Source organism: Bernardetia sp. Wsw4-3y2 (assembly GCF_037126295.1).
In the GTDB taxonomy this organism is placed as follows: domain Bacteria; phylum Bacteroidota; class Bacteroidia; order Cytophagales; family Bernardetiaceae; genus Bernardetia.
In genome coordinates, this window is the sequence record NZ_CP147017.1 from 4,861,916 (window position 1) to 4,882,489 (window position 20,574).

Genomic DNA, 20,574 nt, shown 5'->3' on the forward strand with positions numbered 1-20,574 from the left:
CCAAAACAATTATGATAAAGCAATTAGTAAGAAACGAAGTTTTAAGACGCTTAGAACAGGGTGTTTCAGGCGAACAGCTTAGAAAAGAAATAAGTGTTTCAAGTGCATATATATCAAATATAAGAAAAGGCGAAATGGATCATATTTCAGATTCAAAAATTCGTGAAATGGCAAAAGCTCTGAATATTAGTTTATCGGATTGGTTTGTAGTAAAAACGAAAAGCTATAAATCTATTTTTGCCGTTTGTGAGGAAGCTCAAAATCACAAACGTTTATTAGCGATTGTTGGTGGAACTGGACAGGGTAAAACAACGGCTTTACGTAAATACAAATCTGAAAATGAAGTTAATTGCTTCTATGTTCATTGTAACGTTCTCATGAATAAAAATGACTTTTTGACTGAAATTTTACGCTCTATGCGTGAAGACACAAAAGGAAAAGCAATAGAGAAGTTACAACGTATTTGCTCAGTTCTGATAAAGACTAAAGACGCTTGTTTAATTCTTGACGATTTTGGTAAAGTAAAAGACAGTATACTTCAAATACTTCAGCTTATTTATGACGAAATAGAAGGACGTGCAGGAATAGTCATAGCAGGTACAGAATATCTGAAAACCTACATAGATAAAATGTGTAGCAAAGATAAACTCGGTTTTCGTGAAATGAATCGCCGAATAGGCTTGTGGAAAGAACTAACCAAACTTTCTAGTAAAGAAGCTAAAATAATAGCCAAAGGTAGAGGAATAAGCGAACCAAATGCTATAAACTATATAATTAGAGTTTGCCAAAACTTAGGCACTCTAAAAGAACTACTCACAAATGCAGAACGCCTCGCAAATGGAAATGAAGTAACATTTGATGTTCTAAAATTAGTCAATGAAGGCGTTTAATTTTTATTTTTCAATCAACTCCAAAACTATTTTAATTATGAAATCTACAATTAAGCAGAAAAACAGAATCATTGTCATTACAAATCTTTGTTGGCAAGATGCTTCAAAAAAAAGGTCTGAATTAGTCTATCCTTATGACGTTGCAAAAGTAACTGAATTAGACTATCAGGAAGCTCAGGAAGTCATAACAGACTTACTTCAATCTGAGGAATATAACAGCCTTTTACGTATGCGTGCAAAGGTAGAATATATATGTCAAGATATGGGCTATAATTCACGTGAAAAAATTGATACTTACCTTATCAAAAACCCAAATATTCCTACAAAAAAACGCTTAGACTATATTGAAAGATGGAATCTAAATGATGTTATAACCTCGTTAGAAATAATAAGGGAACATAACTCTAAAAAATTACGCTCTCAAATGAGGGCATCAAAATAAACTTTTATTTAATCATTTTATCACTCTTATTTTATAATTAATTATGGCAACTACAAAAGTCAAAAAACAGCAAAATTCAGAAACTGTTTTTACGAAACAAGAAGCTGAGAATCGTATCGCAAATTACAGAACAAACGAAGCCGAACACGCACTTCTTACTGGGAATTTGGAAACGGAAATTGCAGCACTTCAAACGAAATATTCACCACGTTTGGAATATCTAAAAAAGAAAATTGAGGAAGACCAAATTTTTCTAAAACAATTTTGTATTCAAAATGGAAGTGAAAAAGTTGTATTTGATTCTTTAGGCGAAATCAAATTTAATAACGTAGCACTTTCAATCGCAATCAAGAAAGGATTAAAAGACGAGGACGTTATTCAGTTGTTTGCTGAGAATTTAACAGCAAAACAAGCCGAAAAAGCCACAAATATTACTAAAAAGATAGATAAGAACTATCTTAAAAATCTTTTTAAAGCTGCTGAGGTGGATAAAAAAACACTTGAAAAATGTGGCATTTTGGTTCAGGATAACTTAGTTAGTTTCAAAGTCAAAACCTACGATTCCCAATCTTAATATTTCAAAACCTCATTAAAAGCCTTTTAAAGTATATTTGAAAGGCTTTTTTTAACTCTAATTTCTATGAAAATAGAACTAAATAAAGACAATACAAAAGTAAGAATATCAAATCTAAATAAAGAACAATGGTATGCTATACAAGGACAACTACAGTATGCCATTGAATTCAATTTGGAATTGAACTATGAAAGTATAGCCTTGGCAAACTTACTTATTCTATTCAAATCAAAATTTGATAGGCTTTCTCTTCCTTCAAAACACGAGGACGGTTATCGTTTTGTAATGGAACTTCCTCAGGCGATGGCAATGGGTAAACTTTTTCCCTTTCACACAAAAAATGAATATGAGCATTATTTTATGAGTGAATTAGTAATGAGTTTAAAAGATAAATTCAATCGCTCTAATAACTTTTATATTTCAGATAATGAAAAATCTGAACAAACTATTAAACTCTTAAAATAATGAATACAGAACATAAAATAGGGAAATTGTCACGCTTATTTGTGCCACTTGTTGAGCTATCTGAAAAGGCAAATTCATTAGAGGAAAAAAACTTTTCTTTCTTTATAGAACTTTCAAAAACACAAATGGAAATTTATTTATTAGAACGTTTCAATGATTCTGAATTTAAACAAAATCTAATAGATAAAATAATTCTAAAAATAGAAAGTGATCCTGAGCAATACACGAATATAGAAGAAAACATTCAGGCATGTTGTGTAAATATTATTCAAAGTATGAGTAATGAGAAACAACACAAAAAAGCATTGCTTCTAACGGTTGCTTATTTACAATACATATCAAAATAAAATAAAAATGAAATTCCACATAAAAAGTAAAAAAGACGGCAGGGCTAAAACCCTGCTTTCTTTGAAAATAGACGATACAGGACTTATTTCTGAATTCAAAATAGTTCTTCCAATGAAGCAAGAACACTTCTTAAAACTGATAAATACAGTATTTGAGAATGAAATCAGTAAGACTGGAAGAACAGATATTTCAAATACGTTGTATGCTGTTCGTGTAGCTGTAAATACAAATGAAGACAATGATATTATATTTCAAAATTCGTCTTTATGGAATAAAATTTATGAAAAACGAACAGGCTTCAAATATGCAAAGTTTACAGAAAAAGAATTACAAGTTTTGAAAACTCAAAAAGTAACACCTCAGGAAATACACGACTTTTTTGAGTGTTCTGAATGGTTTGCAAAACAAAAAACGGTTCTGAAATTCTTTGCAAATATACAGGAAGTTCGGGACTGGGCTGTAAGACAAAAATCAGAACAACCCGAAACAACGCAATTCCCTAACTATTACGATGCTAAATTAGAAAATAAGCTAACGGCTCAGGAACTTGTAAACTATCGTTCACACTTACGTAAATTAGGCTATATGCCGAAATATTCCGACTACTCTAAAAAGTTAATCGGTTGGGAAAAAGTAACACAAAATCAAATTTAAAACACTAAAAATCAAATTATTATGAATGGATTTATGAAAAGAATCTATGGGGACGGTACTTTTGGAAGTAACTGGAGACATAGAGATATAGGGAATTGTAAAGAGTACACAACGACTGATTCAGATTTGATAAATGGCTTTGTTGCTCAGGATATAGATAAACCTGAAACGTGGTTTGTTGCTGCTGAAGGTGCTTTAATAATGTCTAGTAGGAATCAAAATGGAGGTTCAAATATAAACGGTCATTTTAGTCTTATTTGTGGCATTGCAATTCAAGTTGAATATAGCACAGATACTGTGAACAAATTATATTTTCGTTCTGCAAATTTTCCAACAACAACAAAAAGAAATATATTTACTGTAAGAAAAAAAGCAGGCAAAGGGGAAAATAATGTTGATTTTTTTTGTAATGGAATTAAAATAGAACTTCCTTACAACTTCTTTATACTACCAACAACAAGTAAGGTTGATAGAAATGCAAATGATCCAATGTATATAAATAGATATAATACGACTGTATCAAATGCTGGACAGAATGTAAATGCTGGCAAACTCTCAGCCGTAAACTACGCTCAATCCGACGAAGAAATAGCTCGTGATGCTGCAAATGGCTACCAACAGGCTACTTCAGGATTATTCTTACTAAATGTAGATTTTGACAAAACAACAGGCGACAACTTAACTGATACCAGTCCAAACGCTTATACCATTACAAGCACAGGAAACAAAAACTTTTCGCCATTCCAATAAAAATAAAAAAAAACACCGATACTACACGGTGTTTTTTTACGTTTCTAAGAAAATAAATAAACAATATTGCTAATATTTGTAGCATATTTATTATATTTGAAAAATTCCCAAAACAAAAACTAAAATTATGAGCAATCTAACAGCAACCCCAACATTTACCTCCACAAATGAAGCATTTACATACTTCATTGAAAATATATATCCCAACTTACCCTCGGAGGAAATTAGAAAAATTAAACACTTTATTTACGATTTTAGAAAAAAAAGAGGAATTTCAGAAAACAAGATGGTTTCTATAATGGAAAATTATGGAAAAGCAGAAGTAAAAAAAATAATTGAAATTTCTTTCTAAATAATTTGGTAGTTTGAAAACTACTAGCTATATTTGTCTTAATCAATCACTTAGATTGATTTTTTTATAAAAACCGAACCCCAAACATTTTACAGACTTGACGGGACGTAAATGTAGGGGGTTCTTAACCAACTCAAAGAGATGGAACACAAAAATAACGAAACGGTTGTTAAAAAACAACCGAACGAGGGTATGCTTATACCCAAAATCTTCCAGTACAAAACTTCTCAAATCGGAACTATCCAAAATGAGGACACTATTTTGTTTGTTGCCAAGGATGTTTGCGATGTCTTAGGTTTAGGAAATGCACGTGAAGCTATTACTTCATTAGACGATGACGAAAAGCTGAAGTCAGTAATACTGACGTCAGGTCAGAAAAGAGAAGTAAACGTCATAACTGAATCAGGTATGTATGCTTTAATTTTTAGAAGCCGTAAACCTGAGGCAAAGAAATTCAGAAAGTGGGTTACTTCTGTTGTTTTGCCTACTATTCGTAAGACTGGAAAGTATCAAAGTGCTTACTTCACTCAAAAGGCTGAGTTAGTTTCGCAATTGAAACACCTACAAGGCTTGGCAAAAAAAGCCAAAACAGCAGCCGAAAACACCCCCGAATACAAAGAATACACTCGTATTCAATTAGAAAAAGACAACCTCAAAAAGTCTTTGAATGCCTTGGAAGACAAGCATTTTGGTCAGACGGCTTTATTCTTAGATTTTGAACCTGAAACGAACGAAGTTGAGATAGGCAATTTTGCTGATGTTATTGCTCGCCGTAAGAAAGCAGCTCTTGAAGACATTGCAAAACGAAATCAAATTTAATATTCCATTTCTTAGGTGCATTTTCTTTGAAGTCCATTAGGATTTTGGCTTGTTCTTCTTTGCTATACTCATAGAACACTAATGTAATATGGTAATCTACTATCAAATTATTGATTTCAACAACTGAATACCGTATTTCTATTCTAGGTTTTTGTTCGTAAATCTTTGTAATAGCTTGAAATGCTTTTTTAGCTGAATAAGGTTCACGATAACAAGTCGCAATCCTAATGACAAAGGCTTCATATTTCTTCATAATTATAATTAGTTGGTTTTGGAAACCACTAATATATCAAAACTCTACATAAAATGAATAACTCAAATAATTTAGAAGTATCTATATTTTGTCCTTATAGCTTATCAGACCTTCGCCGTTTCAAGGATAGCCTCGTAAGTGCAACCTCAGCATTTCGCCGTTTAGAATCAGAAAGAAACGATTTTCACGATGTTTTAGACGATTTAGATGAATTACATCATATACTTTCAAGACTTGAAAGAAATGCTATTGCTATGGAAGAAAACAAAGCAAAAGAATATGATTTAGTCAATCTATCTATTCAGGCGTTTGTGGAAGATATAGAACAGATACAAGCAAAAAGTAATTTTACTGAATTGGAAACAAAACAAATTCGTTTCTATCTACTCGGTAATAATTCTGTAAATGCTTATGATAAGGCACGTATTCACGACTTTCTCAATGATAATAAGCGTTTTATCAGTCCTCATCAAGAAAATATCATTAAAGATGCTTTATTAGACACCTCAAAAGATGCTGCTCAGGAACAACGCATTCAAGATGCCCTGGAAAAGAATAAGGAAGTAGTGGAAAATGCTAAGGATATTGAATTGAAAAAGAAAGCGAAAAGGCTTAACATAGCTTTGAATCCTAAATGTTCAAAGAAAAATAACTAACTTCAAAAGCCTTTCAAAGTATATTTGAAAGGCTTTTATTAAAAAAATGTATCACACTTAAAAACCCAAAACAAATGAATACAGTTAGAATTTATATAGAAAACAATCCAGTAATTGAAATGGAAGTTTTCGAATGGCATTTTGAAATTTATAATGATAGGTCTTCTTATCATTGCGTATCTTTTAAGTCAGAAGTAAGTAAAGAAATCATAGATTATTTTGATAGAGTTCTAAATGTAGAATGCAAAGAGTGTTTGATAGAAATTCAGTCAGAAAATCAGAAAAATATAAAAACAAAAGGGAGTTGTAAATTCAGAATTGAAAATGAATTTCTTTTCTTTGAGAATCAATATCAAAATAATGTAACTGGATTATACTAAATTCAAAAGCCTTTCAAAATGTATTTGAAAGGCTTTTATTTAAAAAATGTATCACACTTAAAAACCCAAAATAATGACAAAAGAATTTAAAATTGAAGCAATGCGAAAAGCTGCAAAGGAAGCAAAACTAGCCTTTTCAGAATCAAAAGAATCTGAATATGATTTTAGTCTTATAGACGACTATTATAATTTTGAGTTCGGTGTTAAGATAATAGACGGCGATTATTGGTTACATAGTATAGACGGCGATGTTATTGAAATAGTAGATTCGCCTGAGGAAATTCTTAAAATAATTGACGATATTGTTACTTCTTAAATAAAAAAAAGCCGTACTCTAAAAGAATACGGCTTTTTGATTTTCCAAAACAAAGATTCTCACTAGATAACGATTCTAGTAGAACAAAGAGAATATAAAATTACAAAATAAATTAGAATTTGTCTAATTAGATTTGAATTTGTTAGAAATAAAAAAGCCGTACTACAAAATAGTACGGCTTTTTCTATCTTTCAATTATGAAACTCTATTCATTCTAAACTCAAAAAGAGAGAAAATAAAAAGTTCATTACAAATATACTGAAATAATTTAGAATTAACTGGAATAACTTAACAATTACACTCAGCTTTAAATTCACAGGTTTCAATTTCACAAACTATTTTGAATACAATTAGTGCATCGGTATTCAGAAACTCAGAACTTTGCTTTACTTCCAAACTTTTCAGACCATCTAAATTTTCCTTTTTAGAATAGATTTTGTCTAAAGCATTGATTATACATTCCTCAAAATCGTAATCGTCTAAGGACTCGTCTAAGGTACGACTATCAGCGTTTTGTGTTCTATGGTCCTGAGCGTAATTTGCATACGAAACATAGAAGTTTAGAGTTCCTGAGGCTTTTCTTTGTCTTCCTTTTCCTTCCTCAAAATTTAGTTCTTCTATTTCTATCCAAACGCCCTGCGAAAATTCCGTGTCAGCTTCTGGATTGTCAAATTGTTTTCGGTATCTACTTACATAAACAACGCCTTTGACGGCTTCAATTATGTATTCTGATAAAGATGTATAGATTCGTCTTTTTATAGGCATAATAAAGGGTTTTTAATGGTTATTTGAAGCAATCTTGTATTTCTTCTATAAAGAGTTTTTCAAGTTCTTTCCTGAGTGTATAAGAAGAACCTAAAAACTTCCTTTGTGGAATAGTAAGGTTCATTTTACGATTGTGAGCTTTTACTTTTTGGCGACCAGTTCTCCCACGCCTTGTATGGCCTTTGACTGATACACGTGCGTCAATCTTTCCACCTTGGTTATGAATTGCAGCATATTTTATATTTGTTCCAATTACAAAACTTTTATTATTGACTTTTACAACTCGTAAAGAGTTACGCAATGCACCCGAATCAATCAAAATTCCACGTCCTTTATTTCGTGAAGCTGAGGGCTTTCTTGCTTTCCAATTTTCTAAAGATTTATCTAAAAAGCCTTGTCGACGAAAATTATCTTGAAAGAAAACCAAGGCTTCATTAGCTAGAATCGGATTTATCGTCCTCTTTAGATTTTCTAGTTTCTGAATTATTTGGTTTATGTTCTTTGGCATTTTTTGCAAGTGTTTTTTGTAAGATTTTTATTCCTATAAAAAGTCCGAAAAGAAAGGCTATTATTAAGACATAGATATAGTTATCTAAAATTAGATTTTTCATTTTAACGAATGGTTTTAGTTTCTAATATTGAACGTACTTTTGTGAGTTCAATTAAAATATCTTTTTCGCTATCAGCTTTCTTTTCTAAATTAACTCGGATTTCTTCCAATGTTTGTTCTGTTCTTCTTTCAAAAAGGACTAGGTTTTCAACACGACTATTAAGACGTATTGCCCAAGTTACTAAAGGCACTAAAACGGCTAACAAAATTGTTACAACGATTGCCAAAAATGCAATAGCTAAATTAAGACCGTCAAAAATTGATGTTAAAAGCATTTTATTATAAGAGTTAAGAGTTAAAGTAAGGGTGTTTTTTAGGAAAGATTATTCCGTTCTTTCCTACGTTGTTTTGGAACATTTGATTAATTTCTATATTTGGAACATCTTTAGAAATTTCGCCTTTTCTAATTTTTTGGACGGTGCAACGACAGTTCCATCCGTTCGGTGGATAATAAGTATTCCAAAAGTCATCGTTTTGAGGAAGTATTTTATTATCCAATTTTTCGTGATTACTTCTAACACGGTCATCACCAGCCGTAATATATTTGAGCAAAGGAAATATTTCTTTATCTCTTTCTATTTCCACCCACTTACGAGCTGCAATAGACGAATTTACAGAAACATTGTACTCAGCTTTTAGCCAGTTTACATTGTAGTTTTCGTGCAATTTTAGTGCATCAAATCTAAATTCTTGAAAGGTTCTTAGTGAGCCGTCCGAATCATATAATAAATTAGTCATTTGTCTAAGTTCGGATTCTGTTTTTGCAGCTCCAAAAACTTGGACGTTTTGACGTAATACATTTATCATATTTTCGTCTTCAATCAAAATATTTTCTGTTCCATAACCTTCCGTTATGGCACTTTCAAAAACTGAAACATAACTTTCTGATAATTCTTGTATAAGATTCTCAGGAACTTCACTATTTGGATTGTCATGCAAAAAGGTAATAATCTGATTTATTACAGAAATATTATCAGGTGTTTCTAAAACAGCTACATACTTATCAGAACAGGAAGAACAATATTCTTTATTATAATGAGTATCTACTTTTGAAGTCCTTTTGAAAGCATTTAATTTACTTCTCAAAAACTCTTTTTTTTTTAACTGAGCAACGGCATTCAAAGGAATAGAAGTTGTAGTTTCTTCTTTCCTAATTTTTACATTATAAGTTTCTTCTAAGTATTCGTCTGATAAACGGCTTAACATATTCTTATCTATTTCCATTCTTGCCTTTAGGTCGGCTTTTTCGTCAAAAGCAAATCTATCGCCTTCAGCAAAATTGTAACCGAACTTTCTAAGACGTGGAAGTAATTCGTCATTCAATACAAATAGAATTTCAGTCAAATCGTCCTTTGTTATTTCGTCCTCAGAACGTTCGTGAACTTCACCTTGGCTTCGTGAAGAACCTTCATCTAAAGTCATTGTATTACCAAGGATAAGTTTTGATACTTGTTTGTCTAAGACCTCTATTTTCCTATCAAAAATATCGGAGTTACCAGTTCCGGGGTTCGCAATAATTTCAAGTCGTGTTCCTTCAGGAAAAAGTGCGTAACTAGCCAAGCCCATGTCTTCTAACCAGCTTTCAATTTCATTGCGAACTTTCGGATTGTTAGAACTTGTATAAGCTGTACGAATTGGAACACCGTATATTTGTTCAAACTCGCCCCAAGCTCCAAAACTATGTCTTTTACTTATTGTAAAAGGTGCAGCCGTATTAAGTATTCCTAAATCACCATCAAATCCTTGTACAAAAATAAAGAAGTCTTTTATAGTGTCCTCAGTAAATTGAATACCGTTATAGGACTGAGCCGTATAATCATAAACAATTACGCTTTTCTCAGGACTTACATTTTCCCTTGGAAACTTAATTACTTTAAATCCTAAGTCTTCCACAGGCTGCAAACCTATTAATGTATAGCCATAAAAAATGCTTTCCATTGAAGCCTCGACAAAGTCTTTTAACCACTTGCGATTTAGTTCTAAAGTCAAATCGTCTTTTTTCTTTCCTTGTGAATCTACTACTTTTAGTTTTCGGCTAGTTACTTTCAAAATACGCTTACGAACGACAGCAGACAAATGAGCATCGTTTTGTAACATATCTTTATAGACTAACATAAGCCTCCACCGAAAAGGTGTCAAAGGATGTTCTGCTATTGCACGAGCCAACTGCAAATCAGTAATTTCTTGACGTATCTGTAAAGTATATTTTTTCTCTAAAGAATGGATAGCAGATAATACTTTTTCGGTGTTCTTTATCTTAGCTACTTCCTGAGTAGAAACTCGTTTTTGAGCAAAGAATTTAGAAACGTTTTTTTGTGCGTTTTTAAAGGCTTTTGATAGTGAGTTAGATATTTGTATGTTTTTCATATTATCGTTTAATGTAAGCGATTTTGAAATAGTTTTGAAGGGTTTTTAATTTAGTCTAACTAAGTTAGAAAAGATTAGAAACCCGTTTTATACTTTTTATTAGATTTTGCTCTAAATGTTTGTTCTGAGTTTTCAGTTTGTGAAAGTGGCAAATCAGGAAAGATTGCTTTTGTATGATCGCTTGGCAATGCTACTCTTTTTAGCCATTCCTGAGCATCTACATATAAGTCTTCACGTTGTTTTGGAATAACACGATTTGACACAGCTATATGAGCTCGGTAAATAACCATATTAGAAAGGTGAAATACTAAAGGCTTATATCTGTTTTCGCCTTCTTGCATAAAAATTACTTCTATTATGTATTTTTTACGCAATGCTTCTTTTGCCTCCTGAATGACAGTTTCTTGTACTTCTATTAATGTGCGATCTTCTATAAGAATATTTCTTGTTTCTGACCTTATTATTGGTGCGTAGTCTTGAAATGTTAGGAAGTTTTCCATAATTTTTATTCGGTTTTAAAACTGTCTTCAATTAATTTTCTTCTTATATAAGAATCAGAAGGTCTATAATAATTATCTGACCAAATGAAGAAATTTTGAAGCTGAGTAATTTCAAATTCTAATTTGTTTATTTTTTTGTCCCAAAATCCATTTGTGAGGCGAGTAAAATACAAATCGCTTTTTTTTGATTTTTCTTTATAAATAGCATATTGTTCTAAGGATTCTTTGAATTTGTCTTCAAGAAAAAGTTCATGTGATTTTTTATATTCCTGCATCCCATTATCAGGAACATTGTTTTTTTCTTCTATTAACTTATCTCTTTTTGAATTAAGTATTTGGCGTTGTTTTTCTAAATAAGGATATTTCATAGTTTTGGAATTTTAAAAAAATAGCCTGAAACTTAAAATAAAGTAAACAGGCTATTTTGAGTTAGAAGTAGTAAAAAAGGAAATTTAGTTTTAATCAAAAACACTTTCAGGCAAATCGGCTTCGCTTAACATAGCTTGTTTTGTACTCCAATTCATTACAATTTCTATTTCCCTTTGTGAAGCAATCTCAGCAGGAATAATAGGATAAGCCATTGTAGAAAGTGGAAGTACATCGCCTTTCTTTGTAATAGGAACATGAATAGCTAAATCAGGCGTTACAAAACCAACACCAAATTTGTTTCTTTGAAAGTTTAGTTTTTGCATCCATTTATGATTGCCGTCAGGATTGTCAGCTCTAACCGTAGCAGAACTATCAAATCCAACAATGCGATCTTTTTGTCTTCCTTTTGCAGGCTGCAAAACAGGTGACGGAGGTGGAAGTTCTCCAGCTGTAGGAATAATTTCAATCGTTCCTGCCGTAATTGCAGTAGCCCATTCGGCTTGGTCTGTAATATCAGTAAATCCAATAAAGTCAATAGATATAAGTACGATGTATGCAATCTTGCCTGGCTGATCTAAACAGTCATCGCCTAAAGCATAAACGTCCGTTGGTGAACAGCCATAAGGTGTAAATCCAATAATAAAAGGCATAAGTAAAATAATTTAGTGATAAAATAAATTTGGTGAATTTTAGGCAATACGGCGAGCCTCTGAAGGCAAGATGCACCCTATTTTGTTTTGAGGATAGTTTGTGTGTGTGAAACCCTCATAAGCCGTTGCATCGGTTTTTACAAGAACTATTTCAATATTCAAAGTACCCGTTTTGTAGTTTTGAGTTTGGTTTCTTCCTAATTTCAAAACTACTTTGTTATCTACTATCGTAAGTGGATAAAAGCCATTTTCATATTGTCCAGTTTTGTTTAAAACGAAACTGTCTTGTACGTCATAATTGCTATTCAAGAAAGCAACTATATTAACAATCTCAGCAGTAACCAAATCGGTTAAATCAATTTGATTTTGATTTTCGTCATAGACAGGAAGTGAAATTGTCTTATCAGTTCCTTGGTAAATTTTTTCATTCATAGCTATAATAAAGTAGGTTGTATAAATTGTTCTACTGAATAATTCGTTATTAAAATTTCTTTTCGTCTATTTTTGATATTTCTTCTTTCTCCAATATCAAAAACAAAAAGGTTGTAATCCTTAGCCATTTCAATTACAATAGGATTGTCAAATTCAGAAATTGCAAACTTTGAATTGAAAGCTATATTTGCTTTAATAAGTCTTTCTGTGTCTTCCACTTTGAATCCATTTTTGTAATTATTACCAGTTCCTAAATAAGGCGGATCGTTATAAACGAAAGTTTTTGTTTTATCTCTCTGAGAATTAAAATGAATGTTCTTCAAAAACACTTCAAAATCCTTACAAGAAATAACTGCATTGCTTAAATATAAAAGTGCTTCATTGATTCTTTGTAGTGTAAGCCTTTTCATATTGTCACGACAATCAATTTTAAAAGTTTCCATTCCACCGTAAAGCGAAAAGTTAGACAAATACAAAAATCTAAGTGCTTTTGAAAGTGGTGTTACTTCCTCATTTTTTACCCAAAAATCAAAAAGAGAATGATTCAAAGGAACTTTCTCAAATTCAGTTTTGAACAACTCAGCATCGTTTTTTATTAGATTGAACAAATTAAAAACGTCATCGTCTAAATCATTCAAAATGTTATACTTTGCTTTTGGCTTATTAAAATATATTCCACCTGCTCCAAGACACGTTTCTATGAAAATATCGTGTTTTGGAAAATAGCTCAAAATGTTTTTAGCAATTTTTGATTTATTGCCTTGGCGTTTTAATAGTGTACTCATAATTTAAAATCCTTTTATCATTCGTCTTCTTACTATTCCAAATCCTGAGGAAGCAGCCGAATTAGTAATTGCACTTGTTTGTATTTTGGAAATTGCACCTTCTAAGGTATCAGGATAATCGTCATGTGATTTGCTACCTTTTTCAAATGCTAAAAGTTGGTCTATTCCTGCTATCAAATCAGGACTTTCTTTTTCAAGAATATTAAAGAATATTTTTTTGTGATATAAAGGAGCTGCAAGTGTACTTTCTACTCTAATATGTTTGTTTGCTTTTGAAGCCATATCGGCTAAAGGCATTGTAAACCAACCTCGTCTATATCCTTCTTCATTGAATGCCTTCGCAAATATTTCTTTTTGCTGTGCCAAACCTTCGTAATAGGCACGGAAATAAATGCCTTTTTCATTTAGTTCTTTTACTAAATCGTAATACCAACCTATTGCGTGTGTCGTTTCTGTCTTCCTACAATAAGACCTCAAAACGTGATATTCGTCAAGTTTTTTACCTACCAAAACAAAGGCTTTATAATCGCCATTTGATGTATAAGATAAATCCCAGTAACCTACGATGTCCTCATATTCTTTAAAATCTAAAGGCGTTTTATAATGAATCCAATCGGATTTGAATATTCCACCATCCGTAATTGGATTGTTCATGTATTCCCTTTGGAAAGCTCTATACGTCCAGTCTAGTTGTTTTTGTGTCCAATATTCTTTTGTGTATTTTGCTTTCCATGTAGGTTCACCGTTTGGAAGAACAGCAGGAACAGAAATAATACAAGTCTTTTCAGAATCTTTTAATTCTCTTTTCAAAGAATCTAAAATACCGTTTTTGTAAGCCCTATTTTGTGCAAAAACTAACCTTTGATAAGAACCGTCAAACATACCCATTACGTCCCCACTAACCCAGTTTACCATTTCTTTTATAAGAGTAGGGTTTTTAGCCGTTTTTCTTTCTTCAAAGTCATCTAAAACAACATAGTCAGGGCGATGTTGCTTCTTACGAAAACCCCTTGGCGATTGACCTAATCCACCACTTTTAAAATATATTCCTGACTTTGTATAAAAGTCGCCTTCTTCCCAACTTCCACCGTTTACTTGTTTTCCGTAATCGTGAATGATTAATGGATTTGCTTCAAACTCAGCTTGTAAATCAGAAAGAAGTCTTTTGCCTTTATCGGCATTTTCGCCAAATAAAGCCATAAACTTCAATTCATTTTTTATCATTAGCCAAAAAGGAAAGAATATATCGGCGTGAACCGATTTTGCAGCACCACGATAAAACTCTAAAAATAGATTTATTTGCTTTCTATTGCTTAGTTCATTTGCAGCTTGCAAGTGAAAAGGAGCGCAATCAATATGAGTGCCGTCTTCTCTTTCAGTATAATGAGGAAAATAAGTTTGGACAAAGAAATTATAGTCAGTTAAAACACGTTTTTTGCGTTCTGACTGTAAAGATTTTGATTCATTAATTGGTACGTTTTGATTGTTTGCAATTTTATCACAAAGTTCCTCAAATCGTTTTTTGTCTTTATCTGTAATTCCTGCCATTTTTATAATTCTCTTTCTAATACACTATTTATAAAATTAGGTGCTATTTCGGCGATGCCTTTAGCCGTTTCAGTCTTTCCATTGTCTTGACAAAATTTCATAAAACGACTAAGAATAGTAATTACTTTACTTGCTTCTATTTCGTCTTTTGTCAAGTCTTTGATAATACTAGAAAGCCTTTTTACCTCCACCGTGTTTAATATTTCATTTTCTAATTCTTTAGATAAATGAAACCTAACCTTAGCCAAAATCTTAGTGTCTTGCGTTTTTTCGGCAAGGCTTCTTTCTTTCCAATTTTCAGCCTTTTTCCAATTAGACACGGTTGTTTCTGTTACACTTAGTAAATCAGCTATCTCTTTACTTGTAGTGCCTTTTTTGAACATATCATAACCGAGTTCTCTTTTGGAATTTCTTGCCATTACGAATTAAATTTGGAATTTGTCTAAAAGTTTTTATACAAATATACCTTTTTTTTTTGTAATTTGACAAATTTTGTCTAAATTTGATAGAAAAAATTAGAATACTTTGTACAACTATGGCAAAAATTATATCTATTTCGGGCATTGTTGGTTCTGAGGAACTAACAGAAAAAGCTATTTCAAGGCAAATAGAGGGCGTTTCAGAAACTGAAAGAATAATTTTCAAAATTAATTCAGACGGTGGAAGTGTTTATCACGGAAATTCTATCTATGATTATATAAGAAGTTTAAAAAACTATACTGAAAGTAATATAACAGGTTTTTGTGCCTCTATGGCTACGATTGTCGCTTGTTCTACAAAGGTTGCTAAGATGTCTTCAAATGCTTTATACCTTTTACATGCGCCTTCAGGATATTTGGAATGGGCAAATTCTAATAAACTAAAGGAAGAACTTATTGTAATGGAAAAAATAGAAAATATAATGCTTTCTATCTATTCTAAAAAGACTGGACAAACGCCTGAGCAACTTAGACAAAAATACTTTGACGGTAAAGACCATTATTTGACGGCTGAGGAAGCCAAACAAGAAGGATTTGTCGACGAAGTTATAGAAGACGTTTTTGATATTCCTATGAATATTGCAGCGTCGGCAAACAAAGACAAAAAGACTTTTTTTATTTCACAATCCACCAAACAACCTATACAAGTTATGGAAAAACCACTTCACAAAATTGCTTCTTTCCTTAAAACAAATGAGGAAGAAACGGCGATTTTAGCAAAATTAGAATCTGACCAAACTGAAAAAACTAGCCTTTTAATAGAACTCGCAAAAACAAAAGGTTTTGATTCTGATAAGATTGCGCTTTTAGAAATTTCGCCTTATGAGAAAGCAAAGGAAATCGTAATGAAAGCACAGCCGATTGCTTCTATGAATAACCTTAGAACTGTTCCAAATACTGATAATTCAGAAAATGGAAAAGAAGAACAAAAGCAAACACTTCTTAATAAAACGGCGATGCATGATTATAATGCTTTTGCTGAGTTAATGAAGGTTACAATGGAAAACGCACCAAAACCTGAAACGGTGGATAAGGCAAACTGGACAATGAATGACTGGGAAACTAAAGACCCAAAAGGACTTTTAGAGATTCATGACACTGACCCAAAACGCTATGCAGCATTAGCAAAGACTTATGTAAGTCCTGCAAAGAAACGCTAAACGAAAAGCCTTTAAAGCCTTTTTAAAAGCATTTAGAAACTACCAAATTTACCTATTACACTAATTTAATTTTATATATAAAATGGCAAAACCTTCTAGTTATGCAACGGCTCAGGAAATATTCCGAGCCGATCTTGCTGCCCAAATCTTTAACAATAACGAATTTGCTATGCGAAGCCGTGATTGGTCAGATTCGGCTCGTGGAAAAACTGTAAATTATTCAGAATCAGGGGCAAAACCTCGTGCAAAAATAAACAGTACAACTGGACACGGTACTGCTGTACAAAGAACAGATGTTGCACGTTCTTATGAGCTAAATGAAATTTTGACAGAACCAACAAAGTTAGATTGGACTGACGAATATGTTACGAATTATGATAAACGTTCTTCAATTTTAGAGGAACATTTAGGCACTATTCAAGACCAAACTTCTTTACGTATTTTATTTTCATGGGCTCCAACGGCTGCTACAAATATTGTTCGTACTTCAGGAACGGCAAGGGCTGCTGGTGCAACTGGCGCAGCGACAGGAACAAGACTTGCTGCTGTTTACGCTGATATTTTGAAAATTCAAACAAAAATGAATGCCGATAACATTCCACTTACAGGGCGTGTGATGGTTATTCCACCTTCAATGCACTCTGATTTAATGCTTATTGATCAGTTTATTTCAGTTGATTATGTCAATAATAAGGCTATTCCTGAAGGTGTCATCGGACGTATTCTTGGATTTGATGTTTATGTACATGCCGTTGGTCAAGTTTATTCTAATGCAGCAACTCCAGTTCCTATTGCTTACTTACCCGATGACACCTTTACACCTTACGCAGGTGCTGCTACTGACAATGCTTCAATTATTTTCTATCACGAATCTTTTGTTACTCGTGCATTAAGCCCTGATAGTCTTGTTTCTATTATTGATGTTCATGGTGGAACTGAGTTTTCTACGACTTCTTTAGTAGGTGGAAATAAGTATTATTCAAATGAACGAGGCGTTTACGCACTTGTCGAAACTTCATAAACGTACTAAACTATGCAAAAGACACCTTTTGAAATGGTTTTGAGTTTGGCAAAATTAGGGGGAGGCGTTTTAGACGCTTCCTCATTAATTGAAAACTCAAATCAAATTGACTTAATGGCTCAGAATCTTATTCAAGAACTAAACGGTCAGAAAGTAACATTCAATTCTCAGGACATAGAAGCGTTCTTTCAAGTTCGTAAAAAAGTAAAACGAATGGGTGGAATTCACAATTTGAATAACCTACTTACAATCTTAGAAACGAATGGAATGTTAGACAGTTTTTCTAATACTCAGGAAGTAGAAAAAAAGAAGTAACTAAAAAGTAGCTACTTTAAAAAAGAAATTCCAAAACAAAATCAAATAATTAATTATACAATTTAGAATCTAAATTTCTTTAAAATGAAAAATTACTTTAGACTTTTCCTTATTGGAGTTCTTGCTATTTTTAGTCTTGTTGCTTGTCAGAGTTCCGAACAAAAACCTATCACGATTCCACCTACTGAAAAAGTAGAAATCAAAACACAAATTCAAGATACTATCTATGAATCTGAAAGTGTGGATACTTACAATCGCACGGCTTCAAATCATAATCATAGTAGAAATATTGGTTTTGGAATTTTAGGACTTGGAATGTTAGGTATGGCTGCCGATTTATCTTGGTTAAATAAAATTAGGGCTTTATTACAGTATGGCTGGGTTCTTCAATTTCTTTTCAAAATGTTTAGTGGAATAAAACTAAATAAAGAGTTTTTGAAAAATATCTATGATAGATGGAATGAGAATTATGGTGAAGTAAAACTAACACCTGAAACACTAAAAGATGTAAATGATTTATTGCCACTTATTAAAGTAGGTGGAGGTATTGATACAATCCGTGATATGTATGTTCGTGCAAATGAGGACGGCGTTTTGAATAAAATGGAATTGATACATAATAAGATTGTCAGTTTAGGTGGATATGATGACCTTTTATTATTTCTAAATGAAGCTGAGAATTTGGCTAATGAAGAAAAAAAAAAGACGTTGTAGAAACTGCAAAAGATGTAGTTGTGGAACAACCGAAAATTGAAAAGAAGCTAATTATTACAAAAATGCTGTTACCAAAAGAACAGCATTTTTCTGAGCCTACAAAGAAAAGGCAAATCGTTCTTCATCATACTGTATCAAATCCAACTGGAGGGGCTGAGGCTGTTTGGCATTGGTGGAATAGCAACCCTGAAAGAATTGGTACTCATTACGTAATTGATTATTCAGGAAACGTTTATTTGTTTGTCGAAGAAACTTATTGGATTCATCATTTAGGCATAAGAGATAATCGTAATACAACCCTAAATAAAGGTTCAATCGGAATTGAATTAGTTGCTTGGGGTGGATTAGTTAAAGCTAATAATTTGTTCTATAACGCAGGGCAATGGACACCGAAAGGATGGACGGCAGGGCGTGTTAGAATAGCAAATGAATTAGTTACTGAATATGATAAAGAGTATCGTTCTTTTTCGGCTTATCAAAGTTATTCTAAAGGTCAGATTGATAGCTTACAAATACTTTTGAAGGAACTTTGTGAACGTCATAATATTCCTAAAAAGTTTAATTCAGATATGTTTGAATTAAGTGATAAAGCCCTTTCAGGTGAAAAAGGAATATTTAGTCATACAAGTTATAGAGGCGATAAAGCCGATATCCATCCTCAAAAGGATTTAATTGAAATGTTACAAAACTTAGACAAAAACTAAAATGGCAAAACTAACTAAAAAAGAAACTGAATTTTTGAATACGATTGTCAAACAAGAATTTGAAAATCAAAAAAACGAATCTGAATTGTTAATTGTAGAAATAGAAAAAGATGTTCACGAGGTTTGGCTTTCTTCACACGCTAGTTTTGCCGAATCTTTAAACTATAAGTTTATTCCTATAAAACGTTCGGATTTGGAAGAGAAATGACAAAGTTATCAAAAGCTCATAATCGCTTTCTTAAAAGACAAAGAAAGTGGATTGAAGACTTAAATAAAATAGAATTTCACGAACAAGGTCTGACAAAATGGATAGAAAATAGTCAAGGTCCTAAAATTCATTTGAAAGCTATTCAGAAAATTCTATCGTCTTAATTTTTACCTAAAAATTTATAATTTCAATGAACGATAAAACAAAAGTATTGCTTCAAAAATGCTTCAAAAAGCATCCTAAAGAAACGAAAATGTTATTAGTGAATGATAAACCATTTCTATTGCGATTTGCCGATATAGCCGAAAATTACGCTACAAAGACAGGCGCAAAAGTAGAAACAATCACACAAGAATCTTTAGAAGAAAAACAAGTAACAACTCTCAAAACCGAAACAAAAGACAATGCAAAATCAGAAAGTAAGAAGTAATAACTTTTTGACTTTTGATTATAAAGAAGCCGTTAATCGTATTGACGGCTTTTTTTTAGACAAAAGTCAAGTTTATGAGTTCGCCGACCCTTTGAAAATGCCACAAAGTCGTTATCTCATTTTTACGGAAATTTATAGTGATTTAGAAAAAGGTGCTAATAATGAGTTCCTTAATTTAGGATTAGATACAATTATTAAAGCTCTGAATTACAATAAGATTGTGGACGCTTCACACGCTGCAATGATAATGAAAGAAGCGATAAATAATCTAAGACCATTAGAACATTATTATAGGCTTGCATCGGTTTTATTCTTGGTGGAAAATGAAAACCCTTTTGACTATGATATTGAACTGAATGACTGGAAAATTGAACAAATGAAGGAAGTGAAAAACAGGCTTTTTTTTTGGAATATGCTAACCGAAAACTTGAAACATCTTGGCTTACACTTGCCAAAAGATATTCTAAATTATTCACAAAAAGCCGAACGAAAAATCGCCGTTTATTCTCAGACTTTAAGCCTTTACAAGAAAGATTTGAAGTAGCAAAAAAGGACTTTCAAGTTTTTGTTTTTGAACATTCAATAAACGAATCAGAAAGCCTTAAGAAAATGATTGTT

Annotated in this window: 34 protein-coding genes; 21 read left to right on the forward strand and 13 right to left on the reverse strand. The window is 32.2% G+C overall.

Annotated elements, in window-relative coordinates:
- Positions 1–11 precede the first annotated feature (11 nt).
- From V9L05_RS20435 to V9L05_RS20475, 9 genes are all read left to right on the forward strand, one after another.
- Positions 12–890 (forward strand): AAA family ATPase, encoded by an 879-nt coding sequence (locus tag V9L05_RS20435; RefSeq protein ID WP_338813719.1) that lies wholly within the window; start codon positions 12–14, stop codon positions 888–890.
- Positions 891–927: 37 nt separating this feature from the next.
- On the forward strand, positions 928–1,332 hold the full coding sequence (locus tag V9L05_RS20440; protein ID WP_338813720.1) for a hypothetical protein: 405 nt from the start codon (positions 928–930) through the stop codon (positions 1,330–1,332).
- 43 nt (positions 1,333–1,375) lie between these two features.
- Positions 1,376–1,906, forward strand: a complete 531-nt coding sequence (locus tag V9L05_RS20445; protein ID WP_338813721.1) for a hypothetical protein — start codon at positions 1,376–1,378, stop codon at positions 1,904–1,906.
- Positions 1,907–1,972: 66 nt separating this feature from the next.
- Positions 1,973–2,371, forward strand: a complete 399-nt coding sequence (locus V9L05_RS20450) for a hypothetical protein (RefSeq protein WP_338813722.1) — start codon at positions 1,973–1,975, stop codon at positions 2,369–2,371.
- Positions 2,371–2,718, forward strand: coding sequence for a hypothetical protein (locus V9L05_RS20455; protein WP_338813723.1), 348 nt, complete (start codon positions 2,371–2,373; stop codon positions 2,716–2,718). Before V9L05_RS20450 ends, V9L05_RS20455 begins: the two co-directional genes overlap by 1 nt.
- A gap of 7 nt (positions 2,719–2,725) precedes the next feature.
- A complete protein-coding gene (locus tag V9L05_RS20460; protein ID WP_338813724.1) occupies positions 2,726–3,373 on the forward strand; it encodes a hypothetical protein in 648 nt (215 codons plus the stop codon).
- Between the two features lie 21 nt (positions 3,374–3,394).
- Positions 3,395–4,123 (forward strand): hypothetical protein, encoded by a 729-nt coding sequence (locus V9L05_RS20465; protein WP_338813725.1) that lies wholly within the window; start codon positions 3,395–3,397, stop codon positions 4,121–4,123.
- A gap of 127 nt (positions 4,124–4,250) precedes the next feature.
- Positions 4,251–4,475: a hypothetical protein gene (locus V9L05_RS20470; RefSeq protein WP_338813726.1), complete on the forward strand. Its 225-nt coding sequence runs from the start codon at positions 4,251–4,253 to the stop codon at positions 4,473–4,475.
- Between the two features lie 141 nt (positions 4,476–4,616).
- The gene (locus V9L05_RS20475; protein ID WP_338813727.1) at positions 4,617–5,294 is read left to right on the forward strand and encodes a BRO family protein; all 678 of its coding nucleotides are present in this window, start codon (positions 4,617–4,619) and stop codon (positions 5,292–5,294) included.
- Here V9L05_RS20475 and V9L05_RS20480 read toward each other — a convergent pair.
- Positions 5,236–5,547, reverse strand: coding sequence for a hypothetical protein (locus tag V9L05_RS20480; RefSeq protein WP_338813728.1), 312 nt, complete (start codon positions 5,545–5,547; stop codon positions 5,236–5,238). The two genes, V9L05_RS20475 and V9L05_RS20480, sit on opposite strands and share 59 nt — an antisense overlap.
- A gap of 53 nt (positions 5,548–5,600) precedes the next feature.
- Here V9L05_RS20480 and V9L05_RS20485 point away from each other — a divergent pair, with 53 nt between their 5' ends.
- The 3 genes from V9L05_RS20485 to V9L05_RS20495 all read left to right on the forward strand — a co-directional run bounded on the left by V9L05_RS20485 (position 5,601) and on the right by V9L05_RS20495 (position 6,899).
- Positions 5,601–6,203 carry a hypothetical protein gene (locus tag V9L05_RS20485; protein WP_338813729.1) on the forward strand — a complete coding sequence of 201 codons (603 nt, stop codon included), beginning with the start codon at positions 5,601–5,603 and terminating at the stop codon, positions 6,201–6,203.
- Positions 6,204–6,277: 74 nt separating this feature from the next.
- A complete protein-coding gene (locus tag V9L05_RS20490) occupies positions 6,278–6,583 on the forward strand; it encodes a hypothetical protein (RefSeq protein WP_338813730.1) in 306 nt (101 codons plus the stop codon).
- Positions 6,584–6,656: 73 nt separating this feature from the next.
- A complete protein-coding gene (locus tag V9L05_RS20495; protein WP_338813731.1) occupies positions 6,657–6,899 on the forward strand; it encodes a hypothetical protein in 243 nt (80 codons plus the stop codon).
- A 288-nt stretch (positions 6,900–7,187) separates the two neighbouring features.
- On the opposite strand, the gene V9L05_RS20500 is transcribed toward V9L05_RS20495, so the two are convergent.
- From V9L05_RS20500 to V9L05_RS20555, 12 genes are all read right to left on the reverse strand, one after another.
- Positions 7,188–7,664: a hypothetical protein gene (locus tag V9L05_RS20500; protein ID WP_338813732.1), complete on the reverse strand. Its 477-nt coding sequence runs from the start codon at positions 7,662–7,664 to the stop codon at positions 7,188–7,190.
- 19 nt (positions 7,665–7,683) lie between these two features.
- On the reverse strand, positions 7,684–8,172 hold the full coding sequence (locus tag V9L05_RS20505) for a phage virion morphogenesis protein (protein ID WP_338813733.1): 489 nt from the start codon (positions 8,170–8,172) through the stop codon (positions 7,684–7,686).
- Positions 8,099–8,275: a hypothetical protein gene (locus tag V9L05_RS20510; RefSeq protein WP_338813734.1), complete on the reverse strand. Its 177-nt coding sequence runs from the start codon at positions 8,273–8,275 to the stop codon at positions 8,099–8,101. The genes V9L05_RS20505 and V9L05_RS20510 overlap by 74 nt, the downstream gene beginning before the upstream one ends.
- Before the next feature lies 1 nt (position 8,276).
- Positions 8,277–8,549 (reverse strand): hypothetical protein, encoded by a 273-nt coding sequence (locus V9L05_RS20515; protein ID WP_338813735.1) that lies wholly within the window; start codon positions 8,547–8,549, stop codon positions 8,277–8,279.
- A gap of 13 nt (positions 8,550–8,562) precedes the next feature.
- Positions 8,563–10,641 (reverse strand): DUF935 family protein, encoded by a 2,079-nt coding sequence (locus V9L05_RS20520; protein ID WP_338813736.1) that lies wholly within the window; start codon positions 10,639–10,641, stop codon positions 8,563–8,565.
- Between the two features lie 74 nt (positions 10,642–10,715).
- A complete protein-coding gene (locus tag V9L05_RS20525; protein ID WP_338813737.1) occupies positions 10,716–11,141 on the reverse strand; it encodes a hypothetical protein in 426 nt (141 codons plus the stop codon).
- 5 nt (positions 11,142–11,146) lie between these two features.
- A complete protein-coding gene (locus tag V9L05_RS20530; protein ID WP_338813738.1) occupies positions 11,147–11,509 on the reverse strand; it encodes a hypothetical protein in 363 nt (120 codons plus the stop codon).
- A 90-nt stretch (positions 11,510–11,599) separates the two neighbouring features.
- The gene (locus tag V9L05_RS20535) at positions 11,600–12,160 is read right to left on the reverse strand and encodes a hypothetical protein (protein WP_338813739.1); all 561 of its coding nucleotides are present in this window, start codon (positions 12,158–12,160) and stop codon (positions 11,600–11,602) included.
- Between the two features lie 39 nt (positions 12,161–12,199).
- Positions 12,200–12,592 (reverse strand): hypothetical protein, encoded by a 393-nt coding sequence (locus V9L05_RS20540; protein WP_338813740.1) that lies wholly within the window; start codon positions 12,590–12,592, stop codon positions 12,200–12,202.
- A gap of 2 nt (positions 12,593–12,594) precedes the next feature.
- A complete protein-coding gene (locus V9L05_RS20545) occupies positions 12,595–13,377 on the reverse strand; it encodes a DNA adenine methylase (protein ID WP_338813741.1) in 783 nt (260 codons plus the stop codon).
- Positions 13,378–13,380: 3 nt separating this feature from the next.
- The gene (locus V9L05_RS20550; RefSeq protein ID WP_338813742.1) at positions 13,381–14,925 is read right to left on the reverse strand and encodes a hypothetical protein; all 1,545 of its coding nucleotides are present in this window, start codon (positions 14,923–14,925) and stop codon (positions 13,381–13,383) included.
- Between the two features lie 2 nt (positions 14,926–14,927).
- Positions 14,928–15,344, reverse strand: coding sequence for a phage terminase small subunit-related protein (locus V9L05_RS20555; RefSeq protein WP_338813743.1), 417 nt, complete (start codon positions 15,342–15,344; stop codon positions 14,928–14,930).
- A gap of 116 nt (positions 15,345–15,460) precedes the next feature.
- Here V9L05_RS20555 and V9L05_RS20560 point away from each other — a divergent pair, with 116 nt between their 5' ends.
- The 9 genes from V9L05_RS20560 to V9L05_RS20600 all read left to right on the forward strand — a co-directional run bounded on the left by V9L05_RS20560 (position 15,461) and on the right by V9L05_RS20600 (position 20,500).
- Positions 15,461–16,564, forward strand: a complete 1,104-nt coding sequence (locus V9L05_RS20560) for a Clp protease ClpP (protein ID WP_338813744.1) — start codon at positions 15,461–15,463, stop codon at positions 16,562–16,564.
- 82 nt (positions 16,565–16,646) lie between these two features.
- On the forward strand, positions 16,647–17,585 hold the full coding sequence (locus V9L05_RS20565; RefSeq protein WP_338813745.1) for a phage capsid protein: 939 nt from the start codon (positions 16,647–16,649) through the stop codon (positions 17,583–17,585).
- 12 nt (positions 17,586–17,597) lie between these two features.
- Positions 17,598–17,900 carry a hypothetical protein gene (locus V9L05_RS20570; protein ID WP_338813746.1) on the forward strand — a complete coding sequence of 101 codons (303 nt, stop codon included), beginning with the start codon at positions 17,598–17,600 and terminating at the stop codon, positions 17,898–17,900.
- An 84-nt stretch (positions 17,901–17,984) separates the two neighbouring features.
- Complete coding sequence (locus V9L05_RS20575) at positions 17,985–18,614, forward strand: hypothetical protein (RefSeq protein WP_338813747.1); 630 nt, start codon at positions 17,985–17,987, stop codon at positions 18,612–18,614.
- A gap of 62 nt (positions 18,615–18,676) precedes the next feature.
- Complete coding sequence (locus tag V9L05_RS20580) at positions 18,677–19,318, forward strand: peptidoglycan recognition family protein (RefSeq protein WP_338813748.1); 642 nt, start codon at positions 18,677–18,679, stop codon at positions 19,316–19,318.
- A gap of 1 nt (position 19,319) precedes the next feature.
- The gene (locus tag V9L05_RS20585; RefSeq protein ID WP_338813749.1) at positions 19,320–19,526 is read left to right on the forward strand and encodes a hypothetical protein; all 207 of its coding nucleotides are present in this window, start codon (positions 19,320–19,322) and stop codon (positions 19,524–19,526) included.
- Positions 19,523–19,690, forward strand: a complete 168-nt coding sequence (locus V9L05_RS20590; protein WP_338813750.1) for a hypothetical protein — start codon at positions 19,523–19,525, stop codon at positions 19,688–19,690. Before V9L05_RS20585 ends, V9L05_RS20590 begins: the two co-directional genes overlap by 4 nt.
- 26 nt (positions 19,691–19,716) lie before the next feature.
- Positions 19,717–19,956 (forward strand): hypothetical protein, encoded by a 240-nt coding sequence (locus V9L05_RS20595; protein ID WP_338813751.1) that lies wholly within the window; start codon positions 19,717–19,719, stop codon positions 19,954–19,956.
- Complete coding sequence (locus tag V9L05_RS20600) at positions 19,931–20,500, forward strand: hypothetical protein (RefSeq protein WP_338813752.1); 570 nt, start codon at positions 19,931–19,933, stop codon at positions 20,498–20,500. The genes V9L05_RS20595 and V9L05_RS20600 overlap by 26 nt, the downstream gene beginning before the upstream one ends.
- Positions 20,501–20,574: the final 74 nt, after the last annotated feature.